This is a genomic window from Sphingobacterium griseoflavum (assembly GCF_014653155.1).
GTDB classification, from domain to species: domain Bacteria; phylum Bacteroidota; class Bacteroidia; order Sphingobacteriales; family Sphingobacteriaceae; genus Sphingobacterium; species Sphingobacterium griseoflavum.
The window spans coordinates 99153-119004 of sequence record NZ_BNAF01000004.1; the positions used below are offsets into that span (position 1 = coordinate 99153).

Sequence of the window (19852 nt, forward strand, 5' to 3'; positions counted from 1 at the left end):
CATTGTTACTGGCGCAGCTCCATTATTTTCGACACATATTTACCGATAATGTCGAACTCGATATTAGCGCTGTCGCCGACCATGAGTTGTTTTAAATTTGTATGCGCAATCGTATAAGGAATAATCGCAACGGAAAACGTATTTGCTGTTGAATTCAACACAGTAAGGCTTATTCCATTTACCGTGATGGATCCTTTTTCTACCGTAATGTGCTGTAAGGACGGGGCGTATTCGAACGTGAAGAGCCAGCTTCCATTTTGATCCTCCTTTGCCGTGCAGCGTGCTGTTTGATCAACATGCCCTTGGACAATATGCCCATCAAAACGTCCGTTTGCCTGCGTGCAGCGTTCAAGGTTTATCAAATCGCCGATCTTTAACGATCCTAGGTTGGATTTCAATAAGGTTTCCCGAATTGCTGTGACACGATGTGTGTCTTGCTGTACATCCACAACCGTGAGACATACACCGTTGTGCGAAACACTTTGGTCGATTTTAAGGTTCTTGGATATCGGCGATGTCACCACATAATGGACATTGCTTTGATCTTGCTCAATATGGGTTACCGTTCCCATCGTTTCAATAATTCCAGTAAACATTGTGTTATCTGATTTTATACAAAGGTAATGATAGGTCGTGATAAATAATAATCAAAAAAAATTGTTAAGTGTAAAAATTACACTATATTTGCAGTATCATAATTTAGGTTTATAATTGGTTATTGAAGGTTTTCATTCTCCCCGTTTGAAAACCTTTTTTAATGCCTGATTATCAAGTAATTACGCTGAAATATAAAAAATAAAGAAGTATTTAATAAAAAAACATTTTGAGTTATAAATATTATACCTTACCTTTGTCATAGGTTTAGGTTGATTACCTCCTAAGGGAGGTTATATTTTAAAGCCTGGGAAATCGCCCGATTCTTCCAGGCTTTTTTATCGAGTTAGCTTAATAGCATCTGTTAAAATAAACTTTTAATACTTATCGAATGAAAATCAGTTTGTTATGTATCGGTAAGACCGATGATGGATTTGTGAGAACCGGTATAGATACCTATACAAAACGATTGAGGCACTACATCAATTTTGAGGTTATCATTATTCCCGACGTAAAAAATGCCAAGAACCTGAGCAGGGAGCAGCAGAAAATCAAAGAAGGTGAATTGATTTTAAGGCAAGTTTCTAATAACGACCTGTTAATTTTATTGGATGAGCGCGGATTTGAATACCGTTCGATAGAGTTTTCTCGTTTCCTGGAGAAGAAAATGCTGGAGTCTGTACATCATTTGGTTTTTGTGATAGGCGGGCCTTACGGGTTTGCTGATGATGTATATCGCCGTGCCAGCCAACAACTGTCCCTTTCGAAGATGACTTTCTCGCATCAAATGATTCGACTATTTTTTGTTGAGCAGGTTTACAGGGCTTTTACGATTCTACGTGGGGAACCCTATCACCACGAATAAAAAGTTTTGTGTAAATTAGGCTGTTCACGCATCACAAAAAAAGGAGGATATTATGGATATGAACAAGTTTAAGCGAGATTATAAATTCAAGAGTCAAGAGTCTTATCATGATTCTAGGCGAAATAAGACATTGATTATTTCCTGTATCGTCATCATTATCGCGCTATATTACCTCAGTAAATATATCTAACGAGTTTGATAGAGATCTCACGGGTTGGGTGGTGTTATAAATGATTTCGTTGCCCAGCTCGCTGGTTGTTCATGTTGCTGAATACTTTCCAAGCCATCTTGTCGGTTTTGAACGTCAGTTCGCTCTCCTCGAGTGCAGAGGTATGGACAAATCTAAAAACCTCCACCTTTTCTTGCTGCTTTTCCTTGGAAAAATCAAACGGACTTACTTTCAGGTCAAATGTCAAATGTTCGAGCGCACGTACTTGATAATAAACCGAAATTATTTGGCTTTCGTTGAAGCTGGATTTTTCATAAAAATCTGTGGTATAAATGTGTCTCACGATTTCCACCTTTAGCGCACATTCTTCCATAAATTCTCTTTTAAGCGCGTCAGTCAATCCTTCGCCATATTCTAGTCCGCCTCCCGGAAATTTGGTGAATGCTACATTTTGCGTTTTTTCGTCACTGATAAGTACTTCGTTGTTTTCGTTAACCAAGATGCCATAAACGCGGACGTTAAATAAATACATTATATTTTTATTTGATTTCCAATGTAAAAACTTCACTTGCTTTTTTACACAGGCTGAAAACCGTTTTCTACTGACATCTCATCTACACCAAAAAAGCTGTAGTGCTTGGGTAGGAACCAGCTTAACGATTTCATAATCCTATCAAAATCCTTTTCGCTGGAAAATTGAGCTGGAACCATATTAAATACTAGATCTTGCGACACACTTTTTTCATCAGTGTAGTTGCGTGCGATCAGCATGACTTTTGGGTTTTTCACGCCGGACTCCTGTAGAAACTCACGTATATATTGCCGAACCGATCTGGGAAGGATCTCTTCAGAGGGCTGGCCGACAAGGATATCTTCGTCCTTACCTATACATTGCTGTTCTTTCGGATTGGAGAATATGCTTTTATCGGTGTAAAACTCTTTATTAATCTTCAGGTTGACAAGATCGCCGTAAGAAAACACCCAGTCAGGTTGGGATGCTTGGGCATTTATCACCACTCCGAAACCATGTTCTAGCAAGGTATCCAGCTGTCTCTCGAGCACGACGGCTTGGAAATTTTCTCCCGTATTAACTGTTTCGAGTTGAAAATACGGATAGCCATCATTGCTCATCACCACTTCCGGATTGCCGAGTTTGAGATTTGCCCCCGCGATGTTGGCAAGGAAATCAGCACGCCACTGCTGATTCCTTTGCTCGAACGGTGTGCGCATTAAGTTGTTGATAATGATTGTTTTTTCCAAGTCACCGAAGGAGCCATGCGTCTCGGTTCTCTTATTTTCCGTCTTACCCATCCTGTTTTTTACTAAAAAGAGCCTAAAAGTAATGATTATTGGCGTAAACAAAAATTTTTTGTTCAGCGAATTTGTTGTCCGCAGTCTCACCTGAATGTGTTTTTGAAATGGGATGTGATGCTGCTTTCAAGCGATTTTATAGCAAGCCTAACTTGCCGTAATCTGTAGCTTATTGTGGATCATCTGCTTGTTCGGTAATCGGGAGATGCGGTGGTTTAAGAATTGGGAATAACAGGTATATTTTACTACTTTTGTTAAAACCATCGGTTTAAATATGTCAAATATTACTAAGAACATACACAGTGATTTCGAAACCGCGAAGATAAGTTTCGACGATTTCCGTGAAATCATCCTGAGCGATTATCGCTTGGCCGTTGAAAGTAGATTCGTGAGTTTGCTGGGACGGAAGGAGGTATTGACAGGCAAGGCTAAATTTGGAATATTTGGCGATGGTAAAGAAATTGCGCAGATTGCCTTGTCAAAAGTCTTTCAGGATGGCGATTGGCGATCCGGGTATTATAGGGATCAAACGTTCGCATTTGCGTCTGGTATATCGAATGTATACCATTTCTTTTCACAGCTTTATGCCAACCCAGATCTGAAAGCGGATATATCTTCTGGCGGCCGACAGATGAACTGCCATTTTTCTACCCAATTGCTGGACACCGGAGGCAATTGGTTAAACCAGACCCAGCAGAAAAATTCTGCGTCGGATATTTCGACGACGGGAGGGCAGATGTCCCGGGTAATGGGGTTAGGACTTGCCTCCAAGTTATACAGAGATAGTCGAAGCCTGGATTACCTGAGTTATTTTTCCGAAAAAGGAAACGAGGTCGTGTTTTGTACGATCGGCAATGCATCCACCTCGGAGGGCGTGTTTTGGGAGACGGTGAATGCAGCTGCAGTGAAGCAAATACCGGTTGTTATCTCCATATGGGACGACGGTTACGGCATTAGCGTGCCCAATGAAATACAAACTGCCAAGGCAGACATCTCAGAGGCCTTGCGCGGCTTCCAGCGCAATGGCGATAGCAATGGGGTCGAAATATTTAAAGTTCGTGGATGGGATTATCCCGCGCTCTGTGAAGTTTACGAACAAGCGGCCCGTTTAGCAAGAGAGCAACATATTCCAAGTGTGGTGCATGTAACGGAGATAACCCAGCCGCAAGGCCATTCTACATCGGGTTCGCATGAGCGTTATAAATCAAAAAATCGTTTGGCATGGGAAGGTGATTTTGATTGCAACCGGAAGATGCGCAGTTGGATGCTGGAATCGGGAATTGCACAAGAGGAAGAACTGTTGGCAATCGAGCAGGAGTCCAAGGATTTTGTGCGTGAGGAGCAACGGCGAGCTTGGGCAGATTACCACAAGACGATCCAAAAAGATTTGGATGAAGCCATTGCGCTTTTGCAAGCGATGCACGATGAGGCAGTAGAACTCCCGCTACGCACATTGCAATCTTTGGCTGAACCATCGTTGAAAGAGGTGTACAGCAATATACGGCGAGCAATAAGAGATCTACGGCGTGTTAAATCTCCAGCAAAGGAATCCTTACTAAATTGGTTCGCGGAAAAGCAGCAGGTAAATTATGACCGGTATAATGATAAGTTGTTTACTGATACGGCGGAATCGCCCCTGAAGATTGAAGCTATCGCGGCGCTGTATACCAATGAGAGCCATTTGGTTGATGGACGCGAGGTTTTGAATGCCTGTTTTGACGCAAATTTTAGACGAGATGAGCGTATTGTAGCGTTCGGGGAGGATGTTGGAAAGATTGGGGATGTCAATCAGGGCTTTGCTGGCTTGCAAGATAAATTCGGGGAATTGCGTGTTTTTGATACGGGCATCCGAGAATCGGCTATCATTGGTAAAGGAATTGGACTGGCGTTACGTGGACTCCGTCCGATCGCAGAGATACAATATTTGGATTACCTGATTTATGCCATGCCCGTCTTAAGTGATGATTTGGCTAGTTTGAGCTATCGCACGAAAGGTACTCAAAAAGCTCCTGTTATTATCAGGACACGAGGACACAGATTGGAAGGGGTATGGCATTCAGGGTCTCCGATGACCGTTTTGCTAGGTGGATTGCGCGGATTGCATATCTGTGTGCCAAGAAACATGACTCAAGCATCGGGAATGTACAATACGTTACTCCGCGCTGACGAACCGGCGCTGGTCGTTGAATGCTTGAACGGGTATAGATTAAAGGAGAAAATGCCGATGAATGTGGGTGATTTTACTGTTCCTATCGGTATAGCGGAATTGATTAGACCGGGAAGAGATATTACCGTTGTCTCTTACGGTGCTACTTTGCGCGTTGTTCAGGAAGCTGCCATTGAATTGGAAAAGATGGGTATATCGCTAGAGATCATTGATGCGCAATGTTTACAGCCCTTTGATCGAACGCATATATGCGGTGCTTCGCTTGAGAAAACAAACAGATTAATGGTCGTTGATGAGGATATGCCGGGGGGCGCAAGTGCATTTATTTTGCAGGAAATCATCGAAAAACAAAAAGGTTATTTTAGTTTGGATGGGCAGCCGCGCACGCTTTCGGCGAAAGCACATCGTCCGCCTTATGGATCGGACGGCGATTACTTCACAAAACCATCGGCAGACGATGTTATCGAACTGGCCTACGAGGTCATGCATGAATATAACGATACCGAATACCCTAAGCTTTATTAAAGGAAGGGTATTCGATATCATTGGTATTTCAATTGGAAAACAGCGAGGCTGCACCGATAATAGCAGCTTTTTCAGCATATTTACCGGTGTGGATCTCAAAATCTCGGGAAATTTTTTCGTTATAACTTTCAATGATGTCCCAGGCATTCGCGATGTTACCACCGATGATAAAGGTATCGCTCTTGTGTTTATCGGCAAAAAAATATAGAAAGTCGTACAGGGAGGTGCTATACTCTTGCATCAAAAGATCGAAGGACGCCGTGTTTTGATGTTTCGTCCGAATATCTTTGAAGCCCTCTTCTCGCAGTCCGCTCAATTCCTGAAAGCGCTTAATAAACCAGCGTGTTACAAGATGTTCCTCAAAAATATCGTGTTGATAGGGGCTGTTCCAAAGGTTGGCATCAAAGGCTTTATCGCCTCTGTTCCACACCGCCGATCCGAGTCCGGTTCCTAGCGTAACGCCTAAAATACGATTTCTATCCTGCAAATTTCCCGCAAAAATCTCACCTTGAAGAAATGCTGCAGCGTCATTGATGAATCGAATGTCCTTCTCGGTATTCAAGCTATCCAAAATGCCGTTTGTTACACTAACTTGATATAGTGCGTCATACTTATCCTGGTTTTTCATCAAGGAGATGCCGTTTTCATAATCAAAGGGTCCGGGCATAGCGATTCCCAATTTTGATATAACGCCGTTGCAGCTTGCTATGGCTTGCGAGATTGAGGAGCTCCAAGAAAAGAAAATCGATTTAGCATCAGACCTTGAATTTACATGGCATCGAGCGATGGACTCCTCGAGAATTTGCCATGTACTGATGTCGACGACAGCAGACGTGATATGTGTTCCACCTATATCAGAAGCTACCACGAAATTACTGCTCATCCTTATATGCTTTAAATCTTAAAAAATGGTCTGCTAAAACGATAGCCGTCATAGCCTCTACAATGATTACTGCTCTGGATACGACACAGGGATCATGTCTCCCTTTACCAGAAATACTGGTGATATCTCCTGCGTCATTGATAGTTTCTTGATCCCGCATAATAGTTGCTACCGGTTTAAATGCTGTTCGGAACGTGATATCCATACCATTTGAGATACCACCCTGTATGCCCCCGGAAAAATTAGTGCGCGTGCTGATTCTGTCACCTTCTTTAATAAAGATATCGTTATGTTCAGAACCGCGCATTGACGCCCCGATAAATCCTGAGCCGTATTCAAAACCGTGCACCGCATTGATGCTCATCATAGCTTTTGCAAGATCCGCATGTAATTTGTCGAATACAGGTTCGCCAAGACCTACCGGTACGTGGCGCACAACGGTAGAGATCTTTCCGCCAATAGTGTCCCCGTCCTTCCTTATACGATCAATCAATGCGATCATCTCATTGGCAGTTGCGGGATCTGCACATCTAGCAATGTTGGCTTCGCGAAGATCCAATAGGTTTTCGAGATCACTGAAATCCAGATTTGGTGATTCCAGAGTTCCGACAGCCGAGACATGGGCAAAGATTGCTATTCCTTGGCTTTTTAGAAACATTTTTGCAACCGCACCGGCGGCCACACGTGCTGCGGTCTCCCGGGCAGACGAGCGTCCTCCGCCGCGGAAATCGCGTATCCCGTACTTTTTTTGGTAGGTATAATCCGCGTGCGAGGGTCTGTACTTATCGGAGATATGTGAATAATCTTTGGATCGTTGGTCTTCGTTAGGGATAAGGATAGCAATGGGCGTCCCCGTCGACTTACCTTCAAATACGCCGGAAAGGATTTGTGCTACGTCACTTTCTTTTCGCTGTGTGGTAATTTTCGACTGTCCAGGTTTACGTTTGTCCAGCTCAGATTGGATGAATTCTTCGTCTATATCGATATTAGGGGGACATCCATCTATAATAACACCTATTGCTTTTCCGTGTGATTCGCCAAAGGTGGTAATTTTAAATAGATGGCCAAATGAGTTTCCAGCCATATTTTTTTAATATTTGGTAAATATACCAAATCAGCAATAACAAGAAACTATTATTGCTGATTTCGTGCAATTATTTATGGATTTGAAAGCCTTGTTGTTCCAAATGTAGCCAATAATCGGGATAGGATTTTTCCACCACCTGTGGTTCATTGATAGACACTTCTTTGAACACGAGCGCGAGGGGTGCAAAAGCCATCGCCATGCGATGGTCTTCATACGTATCGAACGTTACATGTTCCACATTGTAGACACCATTTGTTTTGATATGGTAGGTTTCGCCTTCGGCAACGATGGTGGCACCAAATTTTTCAATTTCCGTTTTGAGCGCCGCTAGCCGATCTGTTTCCTTGATTTTCAGGGTTTCCACTCCCTTTATCGAAATATCCCTCCGCAAAGCGGCTGCCACCGCTACTACGGTTTGTGCCAAGTCTGGACAAGCTTTGAAATCAAACAATTTTTTTTCGGAACCCTCATTCACTTTTGTGATCAGCAGGCCGTCGTGCTGAAACGAGCTGGCTACGCCAAAGTGCGTCATGATATCGACTATTGCGATGTCACCCTGTAAGCTATGTGCCTTCAGTCCTGGAAGCAGAATGGAGCCGTTTGTTGATAAAGCAACGATAGCATACCAATAAGAGGCAGCGCTCCAGTCGGGCTCGACAAAAATGGTTGCAGGCTTAAACGTTTGCGGCAGTATTTCGATGACGTTATTATCCCAAGTGTGGTTTATTCCAGCTTCCCGCAGCATATCAAGGGTCATCGTAACGTAAGGTCGGGAGGTTAGTTCACCTATAATTTCAAGTGCAAGGCCTTTTTTCAGGGATGCCGCAATAAGTAATAGAGATGAAATATATTGACTGCTGATATTTCCCTGAATAGCGATATGGTTTTTTGTTTCTCCAAGTCTTCCACGAATCATCAATGGGGGATAGCCCTCTCGGTCACTATAGGTGATGTTTGCCCCCAGCGTCTGTAAGGCTTCGACCAATATTCCTATCGGGCGTTGCTGCATCCGCTCTGTTCCTGTCAGCAAAAATTCCCCTTCCAAAAGATTGAGGTACGACGTCAAGAAACGCATGGCTGTGCCCGCAGGTCCTATATCGATGGTTACAGGTTTATCCGCTTCCGGCTCTGCTGCTTGCTTGATTGCGTGTTGCATAATCAGCGTATCGGCTGCTTCAGAGAGGTTTTCTACAGCAACCAATCCTTTGCTCAGCGCTTGGATAATAAGAGCACGGTTGCTCTCTGATTTGGAACCAGTAAGCTGAACCGTGCCTTTAGTGTTTTTTGTTGAATGGGAGAGCCTGATCGTCGATATACCCATTATGCCTCCGCTACAGAGTTAGCATTCATAATTTCGTTCTGTTTGCGAATTGACTCGTTGTGAAGCAACTCTAAATATCTTGTTGCAAAGTCTTCACTAAGCGAAAGTGCTTTAGCAAGCTGTACACGTTTCTGTACAATCTCGTCCCAACGGTTTACTTGAAGTATAGTGACGTTGTTGTCTCTTTTGTACTGACCGATCTTCTCCGCTATTTTCATACGATCACCAATTTGTTGTAAAATGGCATCATCCAGTTTGTCGATTTGCTGACGTAATTCGGCCAACTTATCCTCAAAGGCCGGGTTGTTGGACGCAGCATGACGTACCGATAGGTTGTCCAACAAGTCCGCTAACGCAGCAGGGGTAACCTGTTGTTTTGCATCCGTCCAAGCGATAGAAGGGTCTATGTGCGACTCGATAATCAATCCCTGTAAGTCCATATCCATCGCCTTTTGCGCAATATAAGGAATAAGCTCACGATTGCCACAGATGTGGCTTGGGTCGTTAATGATCGGCAAGTCTGGGCAAGCGGATTTCAACTGGATCGCCAAATCCCACATCGGCTCGTTACGGAAAGCCGTTTTCTCGAAGGAAGAAAATCCACGATGGATGGCCCCCAGTTTTTTTATCCCCGCGCGGTTTACCCGTTCAAGTGCGCCAATCCAAAGTGATAAGTCCGGGTTAACTGGGTTTTTGATCAACACAGGGATGTCCACTCCAACCAGTGCATCAGCAATTTCCTGCACCGTGAACGGGTTTGCGGTAGAGCGTGCACCGATCCATAAAACATCAACCCCAGCGGCCAATGCCTCTTCCACGTGTTTTGCCGTGGCCACTTCGGTCGCCGTCAGTAAGCCTGTTTCTTCTTTGGCACGTTTCAGCCAGGTCAAGCCTACACTTCCGATGCCTTCAAATTCTCCCGGTCTTGTGCGTGGTTTCCAAATGCCAGCACGAAGCACATTAACTTTGCCCGAATTGGCCAGTAAATGCGCTGTAGATACCAATTGGTCTTCTGTTTCTGCGCTACAAGGGCCAGCAATGATTAAGGGCTTGTCGCCTGTATCTATCCAAGATTTCAATGGGACGATGTCTAATGTATGTTTCATTTTCTTTATTGTTTTCTTATCCGTAATTATACTATACTTTTTCGTTTTTAATGTATTCGCCCATGATGTTGAAATTTACGGTATGCTTTAATACCTTACGTATGGCAGCATCATAGTCACTTTGCTTCTTCCACTCTACATCGACGTAAAAATCATATTCATTTCTTTTTCCCACAACAGGCATCGACTGAATCTTGCTTAGATTTACATGTTGTTCGGCGAAGCACTGTAACACGTTGGCTAAGGATCCGACTGCGTTTCCGGTCTGGAAAGAAAGGGAAGCCTTGTTGGCATTCTTCTGCTCGACCACCTCATTGGAAAGAATGAGGAAACGTGTCGCATTTTTTTTGTTTGTTTCTATCCGTTTTTCTAATATTTCCAAACCATATAGCTTTGCTGCCATAGCGCTGGCTATAGCAGCTGTGTTTTTTAATTGATTGTCGGCGATGTTTTTTGCACAGGCTGCCGTGTCCATTCCTTCTTTTATCGTCCAGTCAGGGAAATCACTTAAAAATTCATCGCATTGTCGGATAGCTATAGGGTGTGATTCAACGAATTTTACATCGCCCAACTTGACGCCCGGATACACGATCAGGTTTTGCTGAATGTTGAGATGTACCTCTCCGATGATGTGAAACCGATAATCGCGAAGCAAATTATAATTGGGCAAGATGCTTCCTGCGATAGAGTTTTCGATCGCCATGACAACATAATCTGCTTTTCCCTGCTTCAGCATATCGCATGTTTTCTTGAAGGATTCACATTCGATTGTCTCGATTTCTTCTCCGAAGTATTTAAAAGCAGCTTCTTCATGAAAAGAGGCCTTGACACCTTGTATTGCAATTTTTGTTTTCATTTATTAGTGGAGTATAAAAAAAGTCCCGAATTGTTATCCGAGACTTTTTTTGCTTATTTGGCAGCAGCATATCAATCTCGGCTCTTATTGCTAAAATAAAAGTATCCAAAATAAAAATATGTCCTATATGCTGTCATTGTCTCGATTTTGTATGTCAAATGTAGAGCTTAAATTTTAATATGCAAAATTATTTTAAAAAAATATTTTTATGTTGATATTTTGATATGTTTTTACGGTTTTTTTTATGTGTTTTTTTGATTAATTTTCTTCATTCAAAAGTCTGCAATTCTTATTTTTTATTATTTTTAAATTGCTGATTGTGAATTTTTTATTATTTTTTTATTAAAATTTAATGCTGTTTTTTTTTGTCTTTTCTTTACATTTTTTTTTGGTTTTATTGGGTTGTTTTTTATGGAAAAATCGTTGTATTTTAAATAAAAAAACAGGACGTTGATGGCGATATTTTGTTGTATTAAATGGCTTTAAAAATGGTCTTTAAGTTTGTCTTGTCAGTGTAGAAGCACCAAAAATTGAAGATTCGCCCGAAAAGAGATTGGTTTTCACGGTGAAGAGGCAAAGCTGTTTTAAACAAGAGTCTGGGCTCATAAAGAGGTGCGACTGCTGCTAGATGTTGGCAAGCGACGTTGCTATGGCCGATTACTAGCTTACGTCTGCATGGGAAAGACCAATATCGATGCCGAATTGGTTAAAAAAAGGATATGCAACGGTTTATACCGTGCAACCTAATGTGAAATATGCGGAACTTTTCGTACCATTGGAATGCGAAGCGCGTGTTTAGGGTTGGGGTTTATGGAAAAAATAGATTATGTGGTACGTACTGATTAGTGTTATCTGCAGCGTGACGGTGTCCGTTGTAATTAAGTTGGCGAAGCAGCGAGGGATCAAGCACCTTCACCTTATTGTTTGGAACTATCCGGTTGCAGCGTTTCTTACGTGGCTTTTTCTGCGTCCGGAACTTCCTTCGGGGGCTATATCTGACCTTCCTTGGGGCACTTACGCGGCCTTAGCTATCTTGTTGCCCGTTATTTTTCTTTGTATAGCTTATGCCATCCAATATAGCGGGATAGTCAAAACAGAGATTGCCCAGCGGCTATCCCTTTTTATTCCATTGCTCGCTGCTTATTTCCTATTTCAGGAACAGATGGCGCTGCCCAAACTCGTCGGTATTTCGGTTGGCTTGTTAGCGGTTCTGCTATCTATTAGCTGGCAAAAGGGCGGGAGTAACGTCGCTCCCGGAAAATGGAGCTACGCGGCCGCGGTTTTTGTGGGTATGGGGATCATCGATATCCTTTTTAAGCAAGTAGCACTTTATCAATTGGTATCCTATGCATTTTCGATGTTCGTAATTTTCGTTTTAGCAATGTTTGTGGCATTTTCGCTGCTGGGCTATGATGTGCTGTTGAAAAAGAAACGGTTAAAAATGGCGTCCATTTACTGGGGTATACTTCTGGGTTTGTTTAACTTTGGCAATATCTTGTTCTACATGAAAGCACATCGCTCACTTTCGGAGAGTCCATCCATTGTTTTCACTGGAATGAATATCGGTGTCATTCTTTTGGGCGCATTTGTCGGTGTCGTATTTTTTTCGGAGCGGCTACGCTTGCTCAACAAGATTGGCCTCGTGCTGGCTGTTATTTCTGTTTTAATTATAGCATACCTGTGAGTTTATTCGACGATACCTACTATTCCATAGCGGCTCCGAGCGAGGGGTTGTTTCGCGACAAAGGAAGCAAGTTCCTTGCGTACGCATATCCTTTCACAGACGAAGGCCAGTTAAAGGTAATTATTGCGAACCTGAAGACTCAGCATCCCAAAGCTCGACACTACTGTTGGGCCTACCGGATTACGCCTGATCGTTCGGTCTTTAGATTGAACGATGATGGAGAGCCTTCAGGCACAGCAGGGCGGCCCATCCTCCATATGTTGCTATCGAAAGATCTGACCAACATATTGGTGGTGGTAGTGCGTTATTTTGGCGGAACATTATTGGGCGTGCCGGGGCTGATCAACGCATACAAAACGGCCACAAAACTCGCTTTAGAAGAATCGGAGGTTATTCCGTGCACCGTGAACGATGTCTACGCCATTTCATTTGACTATCAGCAGATGAATGAAGTCATGCGCTTGGTAAAAGAAGAAAATTTGGCTATCTTAAAGCAGGATTTTGACAACCGGTGCGTTATGGAAGTAGAAGTCCGGAAATTACAGGTCAACCAATTTGTAAACAGGATGGAGAAACTAACAAGTATCGCGTATTCATTTATAACGACAAAGTAATGATTCCAGATTCAGAACTTATTCTCAACGCCGATGGGAGTATATACCACCTAAATTTGCTTCCTGGAGATTTAGCAACGACGATAATTTTCGTAGGCGATCCCGACCGTGTTGGTGATGTTTCCCGTTATTTCGATCGCATTGACGTCAAGAAAGGGAAACGCGAATTTATCACGCACACGGGGTTACTTCGCGGAAAGCGTATTTCCGTCATATCAACAGGTATCGGAACCGATAATATCGATATTGTGTTCAATGAAATTGATGCTTTAGCAAATATTGATTTTGCAACGCGTACGCTGAAAACGGAACTGGTCAGTCTGGACATTATCCGTATAGGTACGTCCGGTTCTATTCAGGGCGATATAAAAATGGGCACTATATTGGCCAGTGCGTATGGAATTGGTTTTGATGCGTTGATGCAATATTACGTAAAGCCCTATTCTTCGGAAGAAGAGAAGATAAAAAAAGAGGTACAAAAGCATTTCCACACGTTGACTTTTGCTCCCTATGTGGGGAGTGCAAGCAAACGGCTATTAACCCAAATTGCCGGAGATCTTCCTACCGGGATCACCATGACGGCGCCGGGATTCTACGGCCCCCAAGGGCGATCCGTCCGCTCCATAAATGTTTATCCTGATTTAATCCAGCGAGCTAGTTCATTGCGGTTGGAAGGTCGTCAGATCACAAACCTTGAAATGGAAACCGCAGGAATTTATGCTTTAGCCAATATGTTTGGACACCATGCCCTGTCGGTCAATGCCATCTTAGCGAGTAGGGTAAACGATGCATTTGCAGAAAATCCGAAGGAAATCATTGACCATGCTATACGTTATGTATTAGACCGTTTGTAGTTAAGCATCCTATCCATTTAATCCCTTTCGGCTGGAATCAAACCGAAGGAGTATAAACAAAAGGATGGTAAAGCTCCATAGCGAGGATCCCCCGTAGCTGATGAAAGGCAACGGTATACCTATAACGGGTACGATGCCAATGGTCATGCCGATATTGATGAAGAAGTGGAAAAATAGGATAGAAGCAACACCATAGGCATAGATACGCGCGAAGGCTGTCCTTTGTCGCTCTGCCAGATTAACGAGGCGTATTAGGAGCGTGATATATATCATGATAAGGACTACGCAACCCACGAAGCCCCATTCTTCGCCTACCGTGCAAAATATAAAATCCGTGCTTTGCTCCGGTACAAAATTGTATTTTGTCTGCGTGCCCTGCAGGTATCCTTTTCCGAACAACTGACCAGACCCGATGGCTATTTTGGACTGATTGAGATTATAACCCTGACCACGTGGATCATCCATCTTGCCTAGTATAATGTCGATACGATTTCGCTGATGCGGTTGCAGTACCTGTTCGTAAGCAAAGTCCACACAAAGTACATAGATGGATGAAGCAAGGAAGAGAACGCCGATATTGATCAGGTGTTTTCTTTTCTTCCGTAAGATGAAAGCGAAGGCCAATGCCACAGCAAACAACAGCCCGACGAGCAGCCATTGGTTCACCAGAAGTGCCAGTACGAACAAGAGGATGGCAAGCCCACCTAAAATAAGCAGGGTATTACCGACATAACCTTCTCGGTAAAACACGAATATTAAAGCGAAAAAAGCTAACGCAGATCCGGTGTCTGGTTGTAACATCACAAGCGCTACTGGAAAAAGGACAATGAGTGATGCAATGGATAATGTGCGTGGATTCGGATGTTTATTGGTTTGCGTGCTTAAATAGGAGGCCAACAGCAAGCAGGTGGCCAGTTTTCCAAACTCAGAGGGTTGGAGCCGGAAGCTTCCCAAAGGGATCCAAGCTTGATTACCGCCCACGTTACGGCCAACGACCAGTACGGCAACCAACAGAAGAATAACGATAAAATAGATGATCGGAGAAGCGGAGATAAAAAACTTCGCATCGATAATCAGTATACTAAAACCGATCAATAAGGCGGTAAAGATGTAGATCGATTGCTTGCCATAGTTTGTAGCCAGATTGAAAATACCCGGCTGTTCCGGATCAAAGACGGCAGCGTGTATATTGAACCATCCAATTATGCAAAGGGCGAACCAAAGTAGGATCGTTAGCCAGTCAATCCGGCCAAAAAAGCTTTTCTCTCCCATCTTATTCATAACGGCTTCTTACTTGACTATGGTGGACAAAGTATTCCTTTTTAGGCGCATTTGCAGCGGCTTGCGCAGATCTGTTTACACCAGCTTTTTTGCTTGTTGAATCTTTTTTGACCTCGGTTTTCTTTTCCTGTTTGGGGATAAAATTGGCGTTGTAAATCCGGTCCTGGATATACTTGGGAAGCGAGATGGTGTCATTTATATATTTTTCGACAAGCATGTTGGCAATCGGTCCTGCCCAAGTACCTCCATATCCTGCGTTTTCCACAAATACTGCAATCGCGATCTTTGGGTTTTCCCGAGGCGCGAAAGCAAAAAATACGGCGTGGTTTTCTCCATGCGGGTTTTGAGCCGTGCCGGTCTTTCCGCACATTTCAATGGTCGGTATGCGTACGCTATAAGCCGTTCCTCCCGGTCTGTTGACGGCACGGCTCATGCCTTCGATAACCGATGCATAATATTTTTCATCGACGCCGGCACTGATTTTTTCGGTAAACTCTTTTTTGATAATCTTTTTTTCGCCTATGCCTTTTACGAGATGTGGACGGTAATAAAAGCCTTTGTTGGCAACAATTGCCATAATATTCGCCATTTGCAATGGCGTTATGCCCAGTTCGCCTTGACCGATAGAAAGCGAGATATTGTATCCGGATCGCCATTTTCCACTGCCATAACGTTTGGTGTAGAAGTCTGATGTAGGTACCAGGCCGGGCCGCTCGCCGGGGAGATCAATACCTAGACGCTGTCCCAGCCCAAACTTGAGCAAGCCTTCCCGCCAGAGGTCGTAGGCCTTTGGTCCTGAGAGGCCTCTCGAGTCGATCATCCGTGCGTAGGTGTATCCATAGTAGGTATTGCAGGATCCCATGATGGAATTGGCGAGGTCCGTAGCCCCGTGGACGTGCGTGCAGCGCATGATGGCACGGCCGCCACCATACCGATAGCCACCCGGACAATTGAACACCGTTTGCTCATTTATCATCCCTGCTTGCTGTGCTGTCAGCGCAGCAACGACTTTAAATACAGATCCCGGTGGGTATTGTGCTTGGATGGGACGGATGAACATGGGTTTGGTCTCATCGTTCAATAATTTCATGTAATTATTGCCACGTTGTCTGCCCACCATCATATTCGGATCGTATGAGGGAGCGCTAACAAAGGTCAATATTTCACCGGTAGATGGTTCAATGGCCACCACAGAGCCCATTTTTCCTTTCATTAACTTCTCGGCCAATAGCTGCATATCGCGATCGATCGTCGAAATAAGCCCTTCCCCGGAGACGGCCAAGGTATCATATTTACCTTCCATAAAAACTCCCTTCGGACGGTTCAAGGCATCTACCATCTGATTTCTTATGCCGCGCTGTCCGCGCAGAAGATCTTCGTAAGAACGTTCAATACCACTTCCACCAATATAATCTCCTGATCTGTAAAACCCTTTAGATCTTTCAATATCCTTCTCGTTGACTTCTTGGATGTAGCCTAGCAATTGCGGGGCGATACTATCAGGGTAGCTTCTCACCGTTCTGTTTTGTACGTAAAAGCCACGAAATTTATACAGGTGTTCTTGAAGCTGGGCATACGTTGTGGCAGAAAGTTGCTTCTCAAAGATAGATGCGCGATAGGGTGAATGATCACGTGCCTTATCCATTCTTGTTTTGTAACCAGGTACGTCAATGTCAATAAGTTGACAAAGCAATGCGGTATCAATATCTTTCGCTTCTCTTGGTGTCACCATCAAATCGTATACTGGCTCGTTTTGCACCAGCACTTTGCCATGACGATCGAATATGACTCCACGGGCAGGATAAACCACTACCTTTCGGAGGACATTGTTATTGGCAGAAAGTAGATACGATTCGTCGATGATTTGGATATAAAATAAGCGTATCACGATGACGATTGCCACGGTGATAAATATTCCTTGGATGACAAATTTACGTGCGAAAAAGCTATTCATGAACGTAAAGTCCTTATATTAATGTTTAGATACTATTGATGCGAGATTTTCTCTTGTAAACCAGCAAGCTCATTAAAAAGATCATGCATACTGTAAAGATACTACTTAAAACGATACTGGCTAAGGTGTAGAGAAAGTTTGTGAATGAAAAAACCTCGACGAGAAAAAGCGTAAGATGGTGGATCAACGTTCCGAGGAAAACGTAGGGAAGAAACCATTTGGTACCCATTTCGCCAAGGGAAGGCGTATTGAACGAATCTTTAATTTCAACCTCTAGCGTTATTTTATGAAAAAATGTGCGAAAGAGTGCAAGGGCGACACAGGCTGCTGCATGAACACCGATCGAGTCATAAAATGCATCCACCGTTAATCCTGTAAGAAATGCCAAGATAAACAGGAGGATATTCGGAAGACCTATTGGCAATAGCAGAATAAAGAAAATATAAGGAAATGTGGACGCCACGTTGTAGTATCCTATATTCTTAAAAAGTGCCACCTGCAGTAAGATGACCACAAAAAATCGGACGATATTGACGATGATAACTCTACCCATTGTCTTGGCTTGTCGTTTCTAATGTTTCTTTTTCTTCTACGAGCAAATCCCGAACGATGTAAACATGATTGAGGTTGCTGAAATTGGTGGACAGCCTGATCTTCAAGTCCAAAAAGCTTTCCCCAGATTTGATTCCTGTTTCAGCGATATCACCTACGTGGATACCAGCTGGAAAAAGGGAATAGCCAGAGGTGAACACTCGTTCTCCTTTTCTAACTTGGACGTGGTTTGGTACGTCTCGTACTGTCCCAAAACGTGGATCAATATTGTTTCCCCATACTAGCGATCCAAATACCTCTGAGCTGTCCAGTGTTACCGAAATTTTGGTGTCTGGGTGCAACAACGACTGCACGGAGCTGAAGTGCGCAGAGGTCTGTAGTACGATCCCAACCACACCATTGCTCGTGATCACGCCCATTCCCTTTTCCACGCCATCCGCAGCGCCCTTATCCAATGTCAAGTAGTTGCTCTTTTGATGCACACTGTTGTTTGCTACATTAGCAACAATAAATGCATATCGCCCTTGTTCGATCGAGTCCGCAATATATACCGAGTCTGCTGATGTGTCGGCTTGCAGAAGGTTTTGAATCTGTTGTCTCAGCCGTACATTTTCCGTTGCCAATTTGTCGTTGGCGTCGCGTAAGGAGAGATAACTTTTCCAAGAGTTAACCTGTTGGTAAAACGATCCGATGAGCACATTGGAAGAATTGATGAAGGAGGTGCGTTGGTAACTGTTGTGTTGGACAACAAGAGCTATCGACAAAGTGAAAAACAGGATAAACCAAAAGATAGCATTGTATCGAACAAGAAATAGCCAAAGGTTCTTCATGAATATCCGTTAATTACCTGTCAACAAATACGCGATATAGAATAGCTGTTGAACTATTTTCTATATCGCGCATGTCAAAAAACTATAAGAATGCGTTACTGCATTAAAAATTTAAATCGTCCAATGTTTTTCAAAGCAATGCCTGTACCTCTAACCACTGCCCGAAGGGGATCTTCGGCCACATGTACAGGAAGCTTTGTTTTCGCCTGTATACGCCTATCCAAGCCGCGAAGCAGCGCACCACCGCCGGTCAAATAGATTCCTGTTTGGTAGATGTCCGCAGACAACTCCGGCGGGGTGATCTCCAAGGCTTTCAGGATGGCTTCTTCAATCTTAGAAATAGATTTATCCAAGCAGTGAGCAATTTCTGTGTACGAAACAGTGATTTGTTTGGGAATACCAGTCATGAGATCGCGCCCTTGCACGGCAAAATCCTCGGGTGGTTCCTGTAATTCAGGAAGCGCTGCACCAACTTCGATCTTGATTTTCTCTGCTGTGCGTTCTCCGATCATGATATTATGCTGACGGCGGATGTATTGCACGATATCCGAGTCGAAGTTATCTCCGGCCACTCGGATAGATTGGTCACAGACAATACCCGATAGCGCGATGACGGCAATTTCTGTGGTTCCGCCCCCAATATCGATAATCATATTACCAACCGGTTCTTCTACATCGATTCCGATTCCTACTGCTGCTGCCATCGGTTCATGGATAAGGTAGACTTCTTTGGCTCCCGCAATTTCAGCAGAATCCCGAACCGCTCTTTTTTCCACCTCGGTGATGCCGGATGGAATGCACACAACCATGCGCAGGGAAGGGAAAAACCATGATTTTCCATTGTTAACCAATTTAACCATTCCACGAATCAAATGTTCGGCAGCCGTAAAATCGGCAATTACACCGTCGCGAAGTGGTCGTACCGTTTTTATATTGTCGTGTGTCTTGCCCTCCATCTGCATAGCCTGCCGCCCTATAGCGATCACTTTGTTGGTGGTGCGATCGAATGCAACGATAGATGGTTCATCCACTACTACTTTATCATTGTGTATGATCAGGGTGTTGGCCGTTCCCAAATCGATAGCAACTTCTTGCGTAAACCAGTTAAATAACCCCATTGAATGTATCTTGTCTTATTTCCAATTTTAATGCAAACCTAAATAAAAAAAATGGTTTTATCTATCTGTCGACTTGGAAAA

General features: G+C 43.6%; 19 protein-coding genes. 6 read left to right on the forward strand and 13 right to left on the reverse strand.

The annotated features are described in order from the left end of the window. Window positions 1-5: 5 nt before the first annotated feature. Window positions 6-596 (reverse strand): riboflavin synthase, encoded by a 591-nt coding sequence (locus IE165_RS06240; RefSeq protein ID WP_189625745.1) that lies wholly within the window; start codon window positions 594-596, stop codon window positions 6-8. Window positions 597-985: 389 nt separating this feature from the next. Here IE165_RS06240 and rlmH point away from each other — a divergent pair, with 389 nt between their 5' ends. Together rlmH and IE165_RS06250 are read left to right on the forward strand one after the other, a co-directional pair. Beyond that, a complete protein-coding gene (gene rlmH, locus IE165_RS06245) occupies window positions 986-1459 on the forward strand; it encodes a 23S rRNA (pseudouridine(1915)-N(3))-methyltransferase RlmH (protein WP_189625746.1) in 474 nt (157 codons plus the stop codon). Window positions 1460-1511: 52 nt separating this feature from the next. After that, window positions 1512-1649, forward strand: coding sequence for a hypothetical protein (locus tag IE165_RS06250; RefSeq protein WP_189625747.1), 138 nt, complete (start codon window positions 1512-1514; stop codon window positions 1647-1649). A gap of 34 nt (window positions 1650-1683) precedes the next feature. Here the strand turns inward: IE165_RS06250 and IE165_RS06255 are convergent, their stop codons facing one another. Both IE165_RS06255 and IE165_RS06260 read right to left on the reverse strand, forming a co-directional pair. Next, on the reverse strand, window positions 1684-2160 hold the full coding sequence (locus IE165_RS06255) for an NUDIX hydrolase (protein ID WP_189625748.1): 477 nt from the start codon (window positions 2158-2160) through the stop codon (window positions 1684-1686). Between the two features lie 44 nt (window positions 2161-2204). Then, window positions 2205-2939 (reverse strand): hypothetical protein, encoded by a 735-nt coding sequence (locus tag IE165_RS06260; RefSeq protein ID WP_189625749.1) that lies wholly within the window; start codon window positions 2937-2939, stop codon window positions 2205-2207. 274 nt (window positions 2940-3213) lie between these two features. Between IE165_RS06260 and IE165_RS06265 the strand changes: the two genes are divergently transcribed. Then, window positions 3214-5631 (forward strand): alpha-ketoacid dehydrogenase subunit alpha/beta, encoded by a 2418-nt coding sequence (locus tag IE165_RS06265; protein WP_189625750.1) that lies wholly within the window; start codon window positions 3214-3216, stop codon window positions 5629-5631. A gap of 28 nt (window positions 5632-5659) precedes the next feature. Here the strand turns inward: IE165_RS06265 and IE165_RS06270 are convergent, their stop codons facing one another. The 5 genes from IE165_RS06270 to IE165_RS06290 all read right to left on the reverse strand — a co-directional run bounded on the left by IE165_RS06270 (window position 5660) and on the right by IE165_RS06290 (window position 10884). Beyond that, window positions 5660-6514 (reverse strand): ROK family protein, encoded by an 855-nt coding sequence (locus IE165_RS06270; RefSeq protein WP_229826386.1) that lies wholly within the window; start codon window positions 6512-6514, stop codon window positions 5660-5662. After that, complete coding sequence (gene aroC / locus IE165_RS06275) at window positions 6504-7598, reverse strand: chorismate synthase (RefSeq protein WP_189625751.1); 1095 nt, start codon at window positions 7596-7598, stop codon at window positions 6504-6506. The genes IE165_RS06270 and aroC overlap by 11 nt, the downstream gene beginning before the upstream one ends. A 70-nt stretch (window positions 7599-7668) precedes the next feature. After that, a complete protein-coding gene (aroA, locus tag IE165_RS06280; protein WP_189625752.1) occupies window positions 7669-8922 on the reverse strand; it encodes a 3-phosphoshikimate 1-carboxyvinyltransferase in 1254 nt (417 codons plus the stop codon). Then, complete coding sequence (locus IE165_RS06285) at window positions 8922-10028, reverse strand: chorismate mutase (RefSeq protein WP_189625753.1); 1107 nt, start codon at window positions 10026-10028, stop codon at window positions 8922-8924. Before IE165_RS06285 ends, aroA begins: the two co-directional genes overlap by 1 nt. A 31-nt stretch (window positions 10029-10059) precedes the next feature. Further along, window positions 10060-10884 (reverse strand): prephenate dehydratase, encoded by an 825-nt coding sequence (locus IE165_RS06290; RefSeq protein WP_189625754.1) that lies wholly within the window; start codon window positions 10882-10884, stop codon window positions 10060-10062. 826 nt (window positions 10885-11710) lie between these two features. Between IE165_RS06290 and IE165_RS06300 the strand changes: the two genes are divergently transcribed. Genes IE165_RS06300 through IE165_RS06310 form a run of 3 tightly spaced genes read left to right on the forward strand, consistent with a single transcriptional unit; the run spans window position 11711 to window position 14036 of the window. Next, complete coding sequence (locus tag IE165_RS06300) at window positions 11711-12568, forward strand: EamA family transporter (protein ID WP_189625756.1); 858 nt, start codon at window positions 11711-11713, stop codon at window positions 12566-12568. Further along, complete coding sequence (locus IE165_RS06305) at window positions 12565-13182, forward strand: IMPACT family protein (RefSeq protein ID WP_189625757.1); 618 nt, start codon at window positions 12565-12567, stop codon at window positions 13180-13182. Before IE165_RS06300 ends, IE165_RS06305 begins: the two co-directional genes overlap by 4 nt. Further along, window positions 13182-14036 (forward strand): nucleoside phosphorylase, encoded by an 855-nt coding sequence (locus IE165_RS06310; RefSeq protein WP_189625758.1) that lies wholly within the window; start codon window positions 13182-13184, stop codon window positions 14034-14036. The genes IE165_RS06305 and IE165_RS06310 overlap by 1 nt, the downstream gene beginning before the upstream one ends. 9 nt (window positions 14037-14045) lie before the next feature. Here IE165_RS06310 and rodA read toward each other — a convergent pair whose 3' ends face one another. From rodA to IE165_RS06335, 5 genes are all read right to left on the reverse strand, one after another. Beyond that, window positions 14046-15317 (reverse strand): rod shape-determining protein RodA, encoded by a 1272-nt coding sequence (rodA, locus tag IE165_RS06315; protein ID WP_189625759.1) that lies wholly within the window; start codon window positions 15315-15317, stop codon window positions 14046-14048. Further along, on the reverse strand, window positions 15310-17271 hold the full coding sequence (gene mrdA / locus IE165_RS06320) for a penicillin-binding protein 2 (protein ID WP_189625760.1): 1962 nt from the start codon (window positions 17269-17271) through the stop codon (window positions 15310-15312). Before mrdA ends, rodA begins: the two co-directional genes overlap by 8 nt. A gap of 25 nt (window positions 17272-17296) precedes the next feature. Beyond that, window positions 17297-17824 carry a rod shape-determining protein MreD gene (locus IE165_RS06325; RefSeq protein WP_189625761.1) on the reverse strand — a complete coding sequence of 176 codons (528 nt, stop codon included), beginning with the start codon at window positions 17822-17824 and terminating at the stop codon, window positions 17297-17299. After that, window positions 17817-18653: a rod shape-determining protein MreC gene (gene mreC / locus IE165_RS06330; RefSeq protein WP_189625762.1), complete on the reverse strand. Its 837-nt coding sequence runs from the start codon at window positions 18651-18653 to the stop codon at window positions 17817-17819. The genes IE165_RS06325 and mreC overlap by 8 nt, the downstream gene beginning before the upstream one ends. 95 nt (window positions 18654-18748) lie before the next feature. Beyond that, on the reverse strand, window positions 18749-19771 hold the full coding sequence (locus IE165_RS06335) for a rod shape-determining protein (protein WP_189625763.1): 1023 nt from the start codon (window positions 19769-19771) through the stop codon (window positions 18749-18751). Window positions 19772-19852: the final 81 nt, after the last annotated feature.